Origin of the sequence: Acrocarpospora catenulata (assembly GCF_018476525.1) — a bacterium.
Lineage (GTDB): Bacteria > Actinomycetota > Actinomycetes > Streptosporangiales > Streptosporangiaceae > Acrocarpospora > Acrocarpospora catenulata.
This window is the reverse complement of the sequence record NZ_JAHCST010000027.1, coordinates 61,898-76,897: the sequence shown is the minus strand read 5'-3', so window position 1 is coordinate 76,897 and position 15,000 is coordinate 61,898. Positions and strand designations below refer to the sequence as shown.

At 68.1% G+C, this 15,000-nt stretch carries 12 protein-coding genes; 6 read left to right on the top strand and 6 right to left on the bottom strand.

Going from position 1 to position 15,000, the window contains the following annotated elements:
* Positions 1-7: 7 nt before the first annotated feature.
* The 5 genes from KIP79_RS25680 to KIP79_RS25660 all read right to left on the bottom strand — a co-directional run bounded on the left by KIP79_RS25680 (position 8) and on the right by KIP79_RS25660 (position 5,330).
* Positions 8-991, bottom strand: coding sequence for an aldo/keto reductase (locus tag KIP79_RS25680; RefSeq protein WP_372453669.1), 984 nt, complete (start codon positions 989-991; stop codon positions 8-10).
* 104 nt (positions 992-1,095) lie between these two features.
* Complete coding sequence (locus tag KIP79_RS25675) at positions 1,096-1,650, bottom strand: hypothetical protein (protein WP_214107476.1); 555 nt, start codon at positions 1,648-1,650, stop codon at positions 1,096-1,098.
* A gap of 141 nt (positions 1,651-1,791) precedes the next feature.
* Positions 1,792-3,069: a hypothetical protein gene (locus KIP79_RS25670; RefSeq protein ID WP_214107475.1), complete on the bottom strand. Its 1,278-nt coding sequence runs from the start codon at positions 3,067-3,069 to the stop codon at positions 1,792-1,794.
* Positions 3,048-4,637 carry a hypothetical protein gene (locus KIP79_RS25665; RefSeq protein ID WP_214107474.1) on the bottom strand — a complete coding sequence of 530 codons (1,590 nt, stop codon included), beginning with the start codon at positions 4,635-4,637 and terminating at the stop codon, positions 3,048-3,050. Before KIP79_RS25665 ends, KIP79_RS25670 begins: the two co-directional genes overlap by 22 nt.
* Before the next feature lie 60 nt (positions 4,638-4,697).
* Positions 4,698-5,330, bottom strand: a complete 633-nt coding sequence (locus tag KIP79_RS25660) for a hypothetical protein (protein WP_214107473.1) — start codon at positions 5,328-5,330, stop codon at positions 4,698-4,700.
* Between the two features lie 226 nt (positions 5,331-5,556).
* On the opposite strand from KIP79_RS25660, the gene KIP79_RS49650 reads away from it, so the two are divergent.
* The 5 genes from KIP79_RS49650 to KIP79_RS25635 all read left to right on the top strand — a co-directional run bounded on the left by KIP79_RS49650 (position 5,557) and on the right by KIP79_RS25635 (position 10,838).
* Positions 5,557-7,638, top strand: coding sequence for a sensor histidine kinase (locus KIP79_RS49650; protein ID WP_214107472.1), 2,082 nt, complete (start codon positions 5,557-5,559; stop codon positions 7,636-7,638).
* Positions 7,628-8,278, top strand: a complete 651-nt coding sequence (locus tag KIP79_RS25650; RefSeq protein ID WP_214107471.1) for a response regulator — start codon at positions 7,628-7,630, stop codon at positions 8,276-8,278. The genes KIP79_RS49650 and KIP79_RS25650 overlap by 11 nt, the downstream gene beginning before the upstream one ends.
* Before the next feature lie 93 nt (positions 8,279-8,371).
* The gene (locus KIP79_RS25645) at positions 8,372-9,262 is read left to right on the top strand and encodes a hypothetical protein (RefSeq protein WP_214107470.1); all 891 of its coding nucleotides are present in this window, start codon (positions 8,372-8,374) and stop codon (positions 9,260-9,262) included.
* Positions 9,263-9,357: 95 nt separating this feature from the next.
* A complete protein-coding gene (locus KIP79_RS25640) occupies positions 9,358-9,852 on the top strand; it encodes a SigE family RNA polymerase sigma factor (protein WP_308169888.1) in 495 nt (164 codons plus the stop codon).
* Positions 9,849-10,838, top strand: coding sequence for a hypothetical protein (locus KIP79_RS25635; protein ID WP_214107468.1), 990 nt, complete (start codon positions 9,849-9,851; stop codon positions 10,836-10,838). The genes KIP79_RS25640 and KIP79_RS25635 overlap by 4 nt, the downstream gene beginning before the upstream one ends.
* A 62-nt stretch (positions 10,839-10,900) precedes the next feature.
* Here KIP79_RS25635 and KIP79_RS25630 read toward each other — a convergent pair whose 3' ends face one another.
* Entirely contained in the window at positions 10,901-12,085 is a 1,185-nt protein-coding gene (locus KIP79_RS25630; protein WP_250213813.1) for a cytochrome P450, read from the bottom strand.
* A 622-nt stretch (positions 12,086-12,707) separates the two neighbouring features.
* Between KIP79_RS25630 and KIP79_RS25625 the strand changes: the two genes are divergently transcribed.
* The gene (locus KIP79_RS25625) at positions 12,708-14,942 is read left to right on the top strand and encodes an alkaline phosphatase family protein (RefSeq protein ID WP_214107467.1); all 2,235 of its coding nucleotides are present in this window, start codon (positions 12,708-12,710) and stop codon (positions 14,940-14,942) included.
* The last annotated feature ends 58 nt before the right edge of the window (positions 14,943-15,000 follow it).

Here is a 15,000-nt window from a genome sequence, read left to right as displayed (position 1 = left end):
GTCTGGGTTACCACCGATTCGCGAGTTGAGGGGCGATCAGTTCGTCGTAGACGTGGTGCACGGCGCTGAGCGCTTCGTCCGACAGCGGTGGGAGACCGGCCGCGGCCGCGTTGTCCCGGGCCTGCTCCGGGCTGCGGGCACCGGGAATGACGGTGCTGACTCCCGGTTGGTCGATGATCCAGCGGAGCGCGAACTGGGCCATCGTGGCCTCGTGGGGGACCAGCGGCGCCAGCCGGCGCACCGCCGCGAGGCCGGTGGCGAAGTCGACACCGGAGAAGGTCTCGCCGACATCGAACGCCTCACCATTCCTGTTGTAGGTGCGGTGGTCGTTCTCGGGGAATTCGGTGTGCTCGTCGTACTTGCCGGACAGCAGACCGCTCGCGAGCGGCACTCGCGCGATGATGCCCACGCCGGCCTTCCGCGCCGCGGGCAGCACGTCGTCCAGGGGCCCGAGCCGCAGCATGTTCAGGATGATCTGCACGCTGGCCACGCCTGGCCGGGCGATCGCGGCCAGCGCCTCCGCCCGGGTCTCCACGCTGACCCCGTAGGCGGCGATGCGGCCTTCCGCGACGAGGGTGTCGAGCGCGTCGAAGACCTCGTCGGTGGAGTGCACGATCGTGGGCGGACAGTGCAGCTGGACCAGATCGAGGGTGTCGACTCCGAGGTTGGCCCGCGACCGGTCGGTCCACGCGCGGAAGTTGTCCAGCGTGTAGATGTCCGGACGCTGCGCCAGCCGGCGGCCCATCTTCGTGGCGACCGTGATCCCCGCGTCGGGCCGCGACTTGAGGAACGCGCCGATCAACTGCTCGCTGCGCCCGTCGCCGTAGACATCGGCGGTGTCGAAGAAGGTCACCCCACTGTCGACCGCCGCATCGAGTACGGCCAGCGCGGTGTCCTCCGCCACGTCACCCCAGTCGGCCCCGAGCTGCCAAGTACCGAGCCCGATGACCGAGACGCTGTAATTCGTTCTGGCGAACGTCCGTTGTTCCACGTCTTCCTCCATAGCGAGAGCCGCCCGCCACGGACGACCGAAACCAAGGATCGTGCCAGAATTCGGTCGACGTCCAACGGATCACCGCCCGCCCGGAGCAGTCGTCACTCCTCGTTCTCGGGGCTGGCGGCTTCGGGGATCACGATGAAGGTTCCGTCGTCTTTTCTGTTCATCATGTAGCGGCGGCCTTGCGAGCGGAGTTCCCTCATCAGGGCTTCGCCCTCCTGGGCATCGAGGTGGAGTACCTCATCGGACCAGTGAATGATGCGTGCGCAAAGGGATTCGTCGAGGCCGAGTTCGGTGGTCAGGGCACGGCACAGGGCGTCGCAGTCGGTGCCGTTCCGGCGGAGCCACCGGTAGAGGGAGCTACCCGAACTGACGAGGCAACTGAGCAGGAAACAGAGGTTGGGGTTGACGGTCTTGCCGAGTCCGAGGTGTAGGCCATCCGTCCAGAAGAGATGGTGTGCGAGTGTCGGCGCGATGGTGAAGGTCCCCTGGGGGGCGCGTCGTTCGAGTTCCGGCGGGAGGAAGCCGCTGTCGGTGACAATCCGCCGGGCCTGCTCATCCTCGCTCACAACGGCAAGGAAGTAGTGCGCTTCACGGATGGTTCGCTTTTCGTCGGCTTCCGCGTACGACTTCGCGACGTCCATGACGCCCATTTGGCCTCCGAATAAGGATTCGGATGTCTGGTACGACCAGCGTAGGTCTGAACCTCGCGAAGTGTGCGGCCCTGAGCGATCTGTGGCAACACCCTGACCCGGGGCTGCCGGGTCAGGGGATCTTGCCTGGGTGTTCAGAAATCAATCGCGCACGGTGACGTGGTCGCAGCCGTAGAACGTGAGTCCGGCGGCGCGGCCGATGACGCAGGCGGTGGTGTCGGTTACGGACAGGACGTCGTAGCGGTAGTGGGTGACGGCGTCCTGGTCGGTGTCCACGGTGTGTTCGTCGGGCTCGATCGACTTCTCGATGTGGATCTTTCCGTGTGTCTCGGGCCAGCCGGCGGATGCCAGGAGCTTGGCCGGTGAGCCGAAACGCAGGGTCGCCGCGTCGATGCGGGTGGCGTCGAACGCGATCGGGTTGCCGTACTCCCCGGCCGTGGTCGTGAGGACGGCCACCGGGACGACGCCGTCGCCGTTCAGGTTGACGTTGTTTTCCGCGCTGCCCGGTTTGATGTTGATTGTTACCGGGATGGCGCAGTCGACGGTCAGGCGGGTCGTTCTGGTGTCGTCGCTCGCGTCGGGGTCGATCACGGTGGCGCGCTTCGGCTTGATCGATGTTGTGAAGTCGATCGTGCGCGCCCCCGCCTGGGTGCAGGTCACGGTGTACGAGCGGGTCACGGTGGCGGTGGCCCCGGCCGCGAGGCTGGTCTCGACGGTGGCGCCCGCCGTGGCGGTGAGACCGTCGCCGGCCGCGAGGTCCTGGCGGACCACGGCGGTGACCGGCCCGTCAGGGCCCGTGTTGGCGACCGCCGAGGCGACCGTCACCGTCACCGGCTTGCCCAGGACGGCGAACAGCGGGGCGGCCGGGGTCACCGCGGTGACCGCGAGGTCGGCCTCCAGACAGTCGGGGTCCTCGGGGTGGGCCAGGCAGAACTCCCTGAGCGGCGGCCTGAGGTCGATGCTCAGGACCTCCCGGGCGAGGGCGACGTCGGTCACGGTCATGGTCGACAGGGCGGGCGAGAACGGCACGATGAAACTGGCAGAACCGCTGTCCCGCAGCCCGACGTGCTCCGGGCCGCCCTCCTCGTACGTCCAGAGCGGGCTCCAGGTGTTGATCCGATCGATCACCTGCCCGTCCACGTCGACCAGACCGAGCTTGAGGATGGGCGGGTCGCCGAAATGGGTGTGGGCGCGCGAACGGGACACCTTGACCCGTTCGACGACCGCGGACGTCCGGGAGGTGAACTTCACCCGGGCGACCACAGACTTGTCGGGATCGGCGGTGTCGAGCTGCGGGATCGGGATGGTGGCGGGATCCTCCGGCGCCCCTTCGGCGCGTAGCGGCGCCAGCAGGAGCAGGGCGGCCGCGGCGGCGGCGATGGCCCAGTGGGTTCGGGTCAGCATTTCGCGGCCTCGCATCCGGAGAAGATGTAGTTGAACCGGCGGATGTCGGCCGCGCGGGCCTGGCCGTTGTCGAACATCAGGTCGTCGGGGTGGGGTTCGGAGCTCCACCAGTCGGCGTCGCCGTACCAGTGCTCCTTCTCCCAGCTGTAACAGGCGTCGCCGGTGCGGCCGAGGTTCGGGGCGTCGTCCTCGCAGTCCTCCTGGTCCGCGTAGATGTTGGGGAAGGGGTCCGCCTGGAACGCGCCGCCGCCCACGTACTCGTCGGAGAGGCCGAAGGGCTGGTGGGCGGTCTCATGGGTGGCGATCTTCGGCAGACCCGGGTCGACGAGCGCGGAGAAGATCCGGTCGCCGCGCATCGCGCAGTCCTGCTGCGCGCTGCGGTGGTGCAGGATCGCGCCGGCGTCGGCCCACGCGTAGATGTCGTCCCACAGTACGGGGAACCCGTGGTCGCAGTCCTTGTCGCCGGTGGCGTCGCTGGCGTAGCCGGTGTTGTCGGGCAGCAGCCAGAAGTTGAACATGTCCTGCCTGACCAGGTACTCCTTGAACCCGTAGTACGAGCGCTCGATGATGTCCGAGACGTCGGTGATGAACCGGGGGTCGCGCGGACCGCTGTACTCGTCCTTGTCGGCGATGAAGACGATGTCGATGCGGCTGTCCCTGGGGCCGGTGTAGATGATCGGGATCGCCGGCTTGGGGAAGGTGAAGTTCGGGTTCGGGTCGCCCACGGTCACCGTGTGCCAGGACGAGAACAGTTTCACGCCGTTCTTCACCAGGCGGCAGCCGTACGCGAAGGGGGCCAGCTCGGCCCTGGGGGTGAAGGTCTCGGTCAGCGAGCCGACGCCGTGCCGCGACTGGAGCGGGCTTCCGGCCAGGCTGGCCGCGCTGGCCTGGAGGTTGACCCAGATCTCCAGGTCGTCGGCGACGACGGTCTGCTGGAGGTTGCCGTCCAGGGCGGTGGCGACGATCGTCACGGGCTCGCCCGGCTGCGGCCAGGCGGGCGTGTGGGTGCAGCGGATGTTCAGTCCCGGCGCGCTCGCCGGTTCTTTGACGTCGACCTGGAAGGTGAGCCTGACCCGCTCGTCGGCGGTGCCCTCCTGGACGATGTCGGTACGGCAACCGCCGAGGTAGGGCCCGGCGGTCTGCCGTGGGTCGTGGACGGAGCAGCCGGCCAGGTCGACGTACCCGTCGAAGTAGCGGTCCGCGGTGGGGGAGGAGTCGTAGTGCTCGTCGCCGAAGCAGAAGCCGCCGTCCTCGTCGTGGACCTCGATCTTGATCGGGACCCGGCCCGGCGTGGCGAGGGCCGCGACGTCGATGGGCTTGGAGAACTCCCAGTCCGGGGTGATGTCGTTGTGGCCCTCCCAGTCGTCCTGCGATTCGCTGTCCTCGTTGTCCATGTAGATGCCGTTGATCCAGACACGGTTGTAGAAGTCAGCTTCGCCGCAGTCGCCGCCGGCCAGCAGAGTGATGCGTTTGATCGTGACGGTCACGTTCACGATCGGGTCCGCGGCGGCGGGGGACTGGAGCAGTGTGATCAGCCCCGCCCCCAACGCGACGGCCAGGAACACGCGTAAAAGGGTGCGCATGTAGCAGACGGTAAGAACGCGTACACCGAGCGCGCGTGAGCATCCCCCTGCTCAATTCCTTCAGCCTTCGTCGGACACCAGTTCGGGGCGGAACGCGATGATGAGTCCGAGCGTGGCGTATCCCACGAGCAGGTGGGACGAGCCGACGATGTTCCCGGCCTGGACACCGAAGATCCCCATGGCGGGGAGAGTCACGACCGCCCAGCTTTCGGCGACGAGCGGCCAGACGCGGGCGAGGCCGCGCCACCGGCCGGTCAGTGCGATCTTGATGCCGATCACGAACATGCCCAGCATCGAGAGGGGCCAGAACACGTCGAGGACGCCCAGCCAGACCGTGTCACGGGAGGCGGGGAAGAGCGCGTGGATCAGGCTCCACGCCATGGCCAGGGCCAGCAGCACCCGCTCGACCGTCAGCATGGCGCGAGCGGTGCGGGTGACGCCGACCGCACTGGTACGGCTCATGAGCACCAGGAGGGACCAGGCGCCGAACTGGAAGGCCAGACCGCCCAGGTCGGTGATCTTGACGCCCATCTCGGTCGTGGGCTGGAAACCGTAGACGAAGCTGGCGGCCGACCAGATCAGCGCGCCCGAGGACAGGCCCAGGGCCAGGCGGCGCACGACCGGCTCGGCGAGCCGCGCGGATGAGGTGGCGTGGGTGTCCCGCTGGGCGTGGAGGCGGGTGGTTTCGGTCATCGTTCTTCCTTGTACGGCCAGGCGGTGCGGGGCACCGCGACAACGAGGACGATCCTGGTGAGCCCTCGGCCCAGACCGTCAGGGCGCCTTGTCCTGATCCCCGGCCTCTCTCGTGTCCCAGGACAAATGGGACGCGCGTCCCAGGGACATCGCACACCTGATGAGGCACACTTTCCTGGTGCAGTTTGTGGCGGTTTGCAGGCCTTCGCGGTTGGTTCCGGGGCTGGTGCTTCTCGCGAGCGCTGCGGCCGTCCTGTCAGCAGCGCTGCTCGACCTGCGGGTGCCGCAGGCCCACCGCGCCGTGCTCGAACTTCAGCCCGGCGGGCTCGACGCGCTCGCGGGTCTCGCGCTGGCCACGGCCGGCCTGGTGGTGCTCGCCCGGTATCCGCGCCATCCCCTCGGCTGGCTGATGTCGGCCTTCGGCGGCTGGTGGGGGTTCGACGGCCTGGCGTCCTCGTGGCTCGTCTACGCCACCCTGCACAACCCTCCGCTCCCGGGCGCGTCCGCGGCTTTCTACATCTATCACCGGCCAGGGGCGGGCCTGGCGCTGCTGCTGCCCCTGGTGCTGCTGCTGTTCCCAGCCGGGAAGCTGCCCTCGGGAGGGTGGCGGGTCGTCTCGCTGATCAGCCTCGCACTGACGAGCCTGCTCCCGCTGGCCCTGCTCGCGGCGCCGTCCGACATCGCCCAGGTGACCTCCGGGGCGGGGGCGTTTCCCGCGCCGGTGCGGGCGCTGGACCTCGATCCGCTCTACCTTCCACTGCCGGACGCGGTCTGGACCGGCGTGCTGCTCGTGGCGCAGATCTGCCTTCCGCTGAGCCTGCTCGCTCCGTTCGTCGTGGTGGTACTGCGCTACCGAACGGCCACCGGGATCGACCGTACGCGGATGCGCTGGTTGCTCTGGGCCGCCGTGGTCGACCTGCTGGTCATGCTGGCGTTCCGGCTGCTGCCCAGTTGGTTCGGCTCCGTCGGTCTGACCGTCGCCGTGATCCTCACGGTCGGATCGGTCGCGATCGGGATCGTGCGACCGGATCTCGTCGATGTCGACCGGCTCATCGGCGGGACCGTGGTGTACGGCGCCCTGCTTACCTTGACCTTCGTGCTCGATCTGCTGGTCCTCGGTAGCGCCGGCCGCCTGCTGGGGGCACGCTTGAACGAGGGGGAGCGCCTGGTCCTCGCCGTCTTCGCGGTCGCGATCGTCTACGCGCAGCTGCGGCACCGGCTGTGGCGGCTGGTACGACGCCGGGTCATGGGGGATCGGGACGATCCCTACCAGGTGATGTCCGGGCTCGCCGAGCGGCTGGAGCGGACGGACGACTCCGAGGCGCAACTCCTCACGCTGGCCCGGACGGTGGCGCGGGCGTTCCGGACCCGGTACGTCGGCGTGGAGATCACTCAGGTCAACGGCGAACGCCTGCTCGTCGAGGACGGCGAGCGTCCCACGGAGACACGCGCGTTGCCCATCACCTATCGAGGGGAAAGGATCGGGCGTCTGCTGCTGCCCCGCCAGGCCGCCCGCCGCAACCGGCTCAGCGACGGTGACAAACGGCTGCTGGCCGACCTGATCCGCCAGGCCGCCGCGGCCGCCCGCGCCGTACGCCTGGCGGAGGAGTTGCAGCGCAGCCGCGAGCGCATCGTCTCGGCGGTGGAGGACGAAAGGCGGCGCCTGCGTCGCGAACTCCACGACGGCCTCGGGCCGACGCTGGCGGCGGTCGCGTCCCGGATCGACACGGCCAGGATCACCGCGCGCCGGTCGGCGGAGAAGGCGGACCCGATCCTCGGGCTGGCTCGTCAGGAACTCACCGGGATGCTGGCCGAGGTACGGCGGCTGGTGCACGGCCTGCGGCCACCCGCGCTCGACGACGTCGGTCTGGTCGGGGCGATCCGCCAGCAGGCGGAGCGGTTGCGCGCCCCTGGGCTGACCGTTCGGGTCGAGGAGCGTGGTGATCTGACCGGTCTGCCGGCCGCGGTCGAGGTGGCGGCGTACCGGATCGCGTCGGAAGCGGTCACCAATGTGGTCCGTCACGCGTCGGCCGCTGAGTGCGTGGTGTCGCTTACCCGCGACACCGAAGCCGAGTGCCTTGACGTGGTGGTCGTCGACGACGGCGTCGGCTTCGCCGCCGAGGCGGTGGTGGCCGGTGTGGGACTGGTCTCGTTGCGCGAACGAGCCGCCGAGCTCGGTGGCTCGTGCACCGTGGGCTCCGCCGGGCCGAGCGGTACGCGGGTGTGGGCGCGGCTGCCGCTGGCACCGTCCGGGCAGGTGGCCGTGCTCGCCACCGTCTCTTCAGGAGAGGTGGGATATGACCGGTGATCGACCGGTAAGGGTCCTCGTGGTGGACGACCATCCGGTGTTCCGTGAAGGCTTCGCGGCACTGCTGAGCAGCATCGACGAGGTCGAAGTCGTCGGGACCGCCTCGACCGGCGTCGAGGCCCTGGAGCAGGCCGCTCGGGGAAATCCCGACGTGGTGGTCATGGACGTACAGATGCCCGAAATGGATGGAATCGAGGCGACCCGTCGCCTGCTCCAGGAGCATCCGGAGATAGGGGTCGTGGTGCTCACCATGTCCGAAGAGGACGGCACCATATTCGACGCGCTCCGCGCCGGCGCGCGCGGCTACCTGCTCAAGGGCGCCGAGCCGGACGAGGTGGTTCGCGCGATCACCACCGTCGCCGGCGGCGGCGTGGTCTTCGGCGCGGTGCTGGCCTCGCGCATCGCCGATTTCCTGTCCCCCAGGCCGCAGACCGGGACGGCGTTCCCTGGCCTGACCGCCCGGGAGCATGAGGTACTCGACCTGGTGGCCGCCGGCCTGTCGAACGGCCAGATCGCCGCACGGCTGGTCTTGTCCCAGAAGACCGTGCGCAACCACGTACACGCGGTACTCAGCAAGCTCCAGGCCGCCGACCGAGCAGAAGCGATCATCCGCGCCCGGGACGCCGGCCTCGGCCGCTGAAGCCTGGAGGACACGTCCCCGCCGGACACTGCCGTCCGGCGCCTCCATCCACGGAATTTGATCGGCGTCTGGGGTGAACACCATAGTTCGACCATGGATGTGGAGGAGTTGGCCTCGGAGGAGCGGGCTGGCGGCGGCTGGATCAAGCGGCATCTGACTACGCTGATCGCAGTAGGGATCGTCGGCTTCATCCTGGCGGTCGGCTGGATTCCGCGGATTTCCGGCCCCGACCCGGTGGCCACGCCGACTCCGGTGCCGGAAACGCCGGGAGAGATTTCGGGAATGTCACCGTTGCCGGACGTCTGGCCGGTTCAGAACCGTTTAGCGATCCAGATGTGTACGAAGAGCACCCTGACTCTCCCGGCATGTGATGGCAGGGAATCGGTGCTCGAAGACGCTAACGCGATCTTGGAGCGCGCGAGGGAGTTGCGGATCTCGGGTCTGAGCTATGTCGACGGGAAGCTCCTGCGCAAGTGGCGGCTCGACGACCTGCGAGAGGACGGGCTGCCCACTGATGAACGCATCCCGCCGGGCGACGAGAGGTACTTCACGGGTTCGGTCCCTCGCCCGTCCTCCCTGGAAGCCGCAATCACGATATTTCGTGAAATGTCGGGTGTCGCCCGGGTGGCGCGTTTCCCCGTGGACTTCTGGGAGGAACACGCCGACGTACGCGTCGAGCTCTGCGGCAGACAGGGCTGCCCCGGACGCGGCCCCGCGACGGAGGCGGAGAAGACCGCGATCCTCGCCCGCATCGACAACCTGCTGTCCGCCGAGGCCGTCTACGTCGAGGACGCCACCCACCTCAAGAAGACCATCGAGGCCATGCACCCGGACGACGCCGAGCGCCGGTTCGCCGCCAGAGAGCCCTACGGCGACTCCATCTACATCAAACTGTCCTATCTCAGCTCCGCGGACGCGGTCCGAATGCTGGGCAAACCCCCCGGCATGCGAGACGCCTCAACCGTGCGCCCCGTCCTCCCCTGAGCTAACCGGGGCATGCAACCTCGGCCCCGTTCCCGCGCATCAGAGGGGTGATGAGTACGCGCGGAGGGGGGCAGAAGCGAATGCCGGGACCTTCCGTGCACGATGCCGAGTTCACCGACTACGTGTCAGGCAAGGCCTCGTGGTTACGCCAGGTCGCGTTCCTGCTGTGCGGTGACTGGCACCGCGCCGACGAAGTGGTGCAGATCGCCATCACCCGGCTCTTTGTGCACTGGTCCCGGGTACGCGTGGCCGGAAACATCGACGGTTACGCCCGTACGGTCCTGGTCAACGTGTACTTGGCCGAGCGGCGCTCTCCGTGGGCCCGCCGAATGGTCCCACTCGGCGGGCAGGAGGAACCGCCCGCCGACAATGGCGATCTCGACCGCGTCCTTGATCTGCGCGGGGCGCTGGCGAAGCTGCCGCCACGCCAGAGAGCCGTCGTGGTGCTCCGCTACTACTGCGATCTGTCAGTGGAGGAGACCGCACGGACGCTGCGGTGCTCGCAGGGCAACGTCAAGAGCCAGACGGCACGGGCGATCGACCGGCTGCGCCGCATGCTCCACACCCCTGCCGAGGAGGTCCGGCCATGACGTCGGGGATCGATGAGAAGGGCGGCGGGCTGGCCGCTGGACTGCGGGAACTGGCGCGATCGCCCGCGCCGCCGATGCGGGTGGACATCGCGGCGGCACGGGCGGTGGGGCGGCGCCGACTGCGGCGTCGCCGGGGCGCGAAGCTGATCGGTGGGCTCCTCGCCTGCGGGCTGCTGACCGGCGGGGTGGCGGCCGTCAACGGTGGGGAAATCGAGACGGTGGCGGTCGCGTCGCTCTCCCAGGGCACCGATCCCCTGCTCGCCAACGCTTCGTTCGGCTGGTTGCCCGAATCGGTGATCGGGGTCAGCCACACGGTGGGCGCTCACGGGGACCTGGTGATGGCGCGGGCCGCCGGCGACTTCGGCATGCGCCTGAATCTCGACATGTACCCGGCCGGTGATGAGCTACCGCTGGAGGACGGGCGAAGCGCGGTGCCCGCTCCCGCGGTGAACGGCCACCCTGCGTACTGGATCACCGAGGATCCCCAGGACCCGCTCAACCGGGGTGACACCTACTTGAGGTGGCAGGTGCCTGACGGTCGGTGGGCCGAGTTGCACGCGTACTACATGAAGGAGGCCGACCCCCGGCCGGTGCTTCTGCGCATCGCGACGGATGTCACGGTCGGCACCCGGCCTGTGCCGCTGCCGCTGCGCGTCAACGGCCTGCCCGGCGACCTCGACATCACGGAGGTGCACTTCTGGCGTCCCCGATTCGACGACGATCGGGAGTGGGAACTGGCGATCTTCTACACCACAGGGAACGCCGAACGCCTCACCCTGCTGGTCACCCCCGAGGGCAACGCGCCGCCCTCCTCGCCGGGAGCCTCGTGCGCGTACGCCACCGGGCTCCGGGTATGCGCGGTGATCGAAGGCGGGATGCCGGAGTCACTGGCCGCCATCGGCGGCACGGAAGGGGTGCTGCGCCGCATCACCCTGCTGGGCACCGACGAACGCCAGTGGACCACGCACGTCGTGGACCACACTTGACGACGGAGCGCGAGCAGTCAGAAACGGTACGGCCGGGGGCGGGGCCCGGCCGTACCGGTGATTTAGTCCCAGGTCAGGGGGAGCGTCTCCAGGCCGAGTACCAGGTCGGCGTGTTCGGTGGCCTCGGTTTCGAGGGGGATGTGGTAGTCGGGGATACGCCGGTGCCATTCTTCCAAGGCGATGGTCATCTCCGCGCGGGCCAGGTGCGCGCCCAGGCAGCGGTGGATGCCCACCCCGAAGGCGATGTGCCGGTTGCGGGAGCGGTCCAGGTCGACCTCGGCGGGGTTCGGGAACGCGTCAGGGTCCCGGTTGGCCTGGTTGAGTGGCAGCAGGACCATGTCGCCGGCCTTCATCGGACATCCGTGGAAATCGGCGTCCCGGGTGAGCTTACGGGCGGGCATCACGATCGAGTACGCCCGCAGCAGCTCCTCGATCGCGTCCGGGATGATCGCCGGATCGGCCGTGATCCGGGCGCGGTCCTTCTCCTCCCGGGCCAGGTGCCAGAACGCGTACGACAACTGCGCCGTGACCGTGTCCAGCCCGGCCATGAACAGCAGCAGGCACAGATCCAGCAGATCCTGGTCCGGCACCAGCCGCCCGTCGATCTCCCAGCCGAGCGCGGTGCTGAGCAGGTCCTCCCGGGGATGCTCCCTGCGCTCCGCGATGACGCCCCGGAAATACCCGATGACCTGCCCCATCGCCTGAATCCGTCCGGCGCGTTCGGAAGGCGGAGCGTGCAGGATGGCGTCCTCCCAGGCCAGGAAGGTCGGCAGGTCCTCGACCGGCAGGCCCATCAGCTCCAGGAACACGGTCGTCGGGAAGACGCGGGCGAAGTCGGTGACGAAATCGCAGGATCCCCGGGCCTGGAGGGTGTCGATCAGGTCGGCGCACTGCCGCCGGATCGTCTCGGTACGGGCCGCGACCGCCGCCGGGGAGAACAGCGGGCCGAGCAGCCGCCGCCAGACGGTGTGCTCCGGCGGGTCGAGCATCTCCGGGATCCAGCGGTAGGCCGGGTTGGGGTCCAGCACCGAGACGGCCGAACTGGAGAAGGTCTCCGGGTCCTGGCAGACCTCGACGATCCGGTCGTAGGTGCTGATCACCCAGAATCCCTGGCCGAAGGTGCTGCGGAAGGCGGGGTGCTGGTCGCGCAGGGCGTCGAAGCGGGCGAAAGCCGTACCGGCTGGATGGATGCCGCCGAGAGGGTTGAAGTCAATATCGGGCATGGCGTCAGGCATGGCGTCAGGCATGGCGGATGAGCTCCTCGGTTGGGGGTCGCTACCGGAGGCGGCCGGGGCCGTAAGGCAGTTCTGGGCCGCGGTACGTGGCGAACACGGCGACCACAGCTCCGTCATGGCTCCAATTCTGAACGGATATCCCCGCTCGCGCCACGAATCTTCCCGGCGTCTCGCGTCCACCGCCAAGGTCGGGCCGACGCCGAGAATGAGCGATGGGCCGCCAAGCGCTCGTCAAGAAATGGCGCATATTTCTGGCACCGCCCACCGGCGCAGGCCGGTTGGCCTGAGTTTCACAGCCATATGACCAGGGCAAACAGTATTCACTGGGGCTGACACCAGTTCTGCGCACATAGAGCACGGAACCGCCCATCGCAGTGCCAGTATTCCGTGCGCCACGCCCCTGACGAGATGTCGGCCAAATCTTATCAACCGGGATCGGAATAACATGCTGGTCGAAAACAGAACGGGCCGCACTGTCTGGCTCGGGTTGTATCACCTGAAAGACCGTTCCTACGCTGCCACCACGTTTCCGTGGGGCGCCCGCAAGAAACTGGACCCCCATTCGCGAGGCGAATTCACGCCGGCCACCGACAGGCAGCAGGTGGTCTTCTGGACCGCGGGCAGCTTCGGCGACATGCTGCACGTACCACGGTCGATGTGGACGAACGAGGTCACGCTCGACGAGGACTCCGTCGGGTGCTACATCTACAACCACCTCGGCGACCCCGTCCCGATGGACAAGATCGAGCATTTCGTCGTCCTGATGCTCGAAAACCGGTCCTTCGACAACCTGCTCGGCTGGCTCTACGCCGACCAGGGCAACGTGCCGCCCCGGAACATACCGACCCCGCCGGACGGCAAACCGTATTTCCTGGGCCTCCAGGAGAAGGCCTACTGGAACACCATTCCCGCCAACGCGCACGACACGGCCCCGGAAAAGGACCGCATTTATGTGCGGAAGGGGGCGCGGTCCGGCACCACACCCGATCGGAACCCGAGCGAGATCTGCGGTTCTTTCGTGGAGCAGATGTACGGCACCGCCACGCCGGAGGCGGGGCAGCAGCCCAACATGTGGGGCTTCGCGGCCAACTACAAAACGGCGGCGAAGGCGTCCGACCCATCCGCGATCATGGACTGCTACACGCCTGATCAGTTGGCGACCATGAGCCAGCTGGCGAAGAACTACGCCGTCTGCGACCGGTGGTTCGGTTCCGTGCCCTGTGAGACCTGGCCCAACCGCGCTTTCCTGCACGCCGGCACGTCGTTCGGCCGTCTCAACAACTGCGACCAGCCCGATGTGGAAGACTGCCTTGTCCCGAACTTCGCGGTGTACGCCGGGAAACGGACCATCTTCAACGTGCTGGAGGAGCTGGGTATTCGCTGGCGCGTGTATCAGGACGCCGTCGGGATCGCCACTCTGCTGAGCTTCCAGTTCTGGACGATACCGGAGAAGCTGAAGTGGCAGGCCCATCACGCGAAGTACCTCTACAACGACCTCATTCCGGGGTATCGGATTCAGTTCCCCCCTGAATACATTTTCATCGAGCCGGCGTACACGCCGCTGGACAACAACGACCAGCATCCGCCGCACCCGGTTTCCAACGGTGATGCTCTGGTGCAAAGGATCTTCACAGACCTGTCCACCAGCAAGCGCTGGGGCAGAGTGCTGTTGATCATCACCCACGACGAACACGGGGGCTGCTACGACCACGTGGCCCCTCCGGCGGCCACGCCACCGGATAATTCCTCGCCCCAGTTCGCCGTGGGGAAACTCAACCCCTTCGCGGTCTACGGGACACGGGTGCCGGCCATCCTGGTATCGCCGTACATCGAGCCGGGAACCGTCTTCAGGGCGCCGGCCGAGGCCTGGCTCCGAAACGACGACAACAACAGCAACCGCTTTCCGCCGAGCGGCGGACTCAACAACTTCTACGCCGACACCAACCCGCTGGTCTGCCCGCCCGGCCGTGTCGTCACCGGCATGGCCCTGCGCCGGAAGGGCCCTGGTAAGGAACCCGGCAACCGGATCGCCCTGCGGCTTCAGCACAGCAAGCCCGATGGCACCGATCCGCAGTGGCTGGAGAACCCCGACTGGAACGCCAACTACGTCCCGCAGCAAGGCGGCCTGGGGGGCTTCTACGCCGACACCAACCCGCTGGTCTGCCCGCCCGGCCGTGTCATCACCGGCATCGCCTTCCACCAGAAGGCGCCCCCTGGTCACGACCCGTCCACCGGCAACCGGATCGCCCTGCGGCTCCAGCACAGCAAACCCGACGGCACCGACCCGCAGTGGCTGGAGAACCCCGACTGGAACACCAACTACGTCCCGCAGCAAGGCGGCCTGGGCACCTTCGACGCGGACACCAACCCGCTGACCTGGCCTCCGGGCGCGCTGCTCGGCATCGCACTCCGGCAGAAAGGCTCGAATCATCTGGCGCCCGCGGCACTGACCCGGGGAGCCGAGTTCGATCACACCTCGATCCTCGCATCCATCCGTGACTGGGTCAGGGCGCCATCGGACATGCTGGGCGCCAATGAGCGCATCAGGAGGGCGCCGACGGTGTGGTCGGTGCTGACCAGGACAAAGCCCCGGACCGACCGTCCCGCCATGCCCGAGCCCGCCGTCGCCGAGGTGGAGATCGACGGCAGCAGGCCCACCGACCGCCAGATCCAAATCATGGCCTTGGCCGAAGCGGAGCGAATCGTCACGGCCGAGGCCGCTCAATCCGACGGCAGGCCTCCCGAGTGGTGGTATCAGCGGATTCGGGAGGTGGCGCAGACAAAGGGGGCCGAGTTCAGGGCAGCCGCCGATGCGGGCACCTTCCTCAGCGAACTGACCGAGATCATCACCTCGGCAACGGACGAATGAGGGGCTGCCGGAGAGCGGCGGAACGTGGCGCGGCGACCGTTCGTTGGGCTCGATGGAT

What these genes read in the sequence shown, in the direction of transcription:
- KIP79_RS25675 (WP_214107476.1), bottom strand. Translation starts at nt 1,650, where the DNA reads ATGGGCGTCATGGACGTCGCGAAGTCGTACGCGGAAGCCGACGAAAAG.
- KIP79_RS25625 (WP_214107467.1), top strand. Translation starts at nt 12,708, where the DNA reads ATGCTGCACGTACCACGGTCGATGTGGACGAACGAGGTCACGCTCGAC.
- KIP79_RS25630 (WP_250213813.1), bottom strand. Translation starts at nt 12,085, where the DNA reads ATGCCTGACGCCATGCCTGACGCCATGCCCGATATTGACTTCAACCCT.
- KIP79_RS25645 (WP_214107470.1), top strand. Translation starts at nt 8,372, where the DNA reads ATGGATGTGGAGGAGTTGGCCTCGGAGGAGCGGGCTGGCGGCGGCTGG.
- KIP79_RS25665 (WP_214107474.1), bottom strand. Translation starts at nt 4,637, where the DNA reads ATGCGCACCCTTTTACGCGTGTTCCTGGCCGTCGCGTTGGGGGCGGGG.
- KIP79_RS25635 (WP_214107468.1), top strand. Translation starts at nt 9,849, where the DNA reads ATGACGTCGGGGATCGATGAGAAGGGCGGCGGGCTGGCCGCTGGACTG.
- KIP79_RS25660 (WP_214107473.1), bottom strand. Translation starts at nt 5,330, where the DNA reads ATGACCGAAACCACCCGCCTCCACGCCCAGCGGGACACCCACGCCACC.
- KIP79_RS25670 (WP_214107475.1), bottom strand. Translation starts at nt 3,069, where the DNA reads ATGCGAGGCCGCGAAATGCTGACCCGAACCCACTGGGCCATCGCCGCC.
- KIP79_RS25650 (WP_214107471.1), top strand. Translation starts at nt 7,628, where the DNA reads ATGACCGGTGATCGACCGGTAAGGGTCCTCGTGGTGGACGACCATCCG.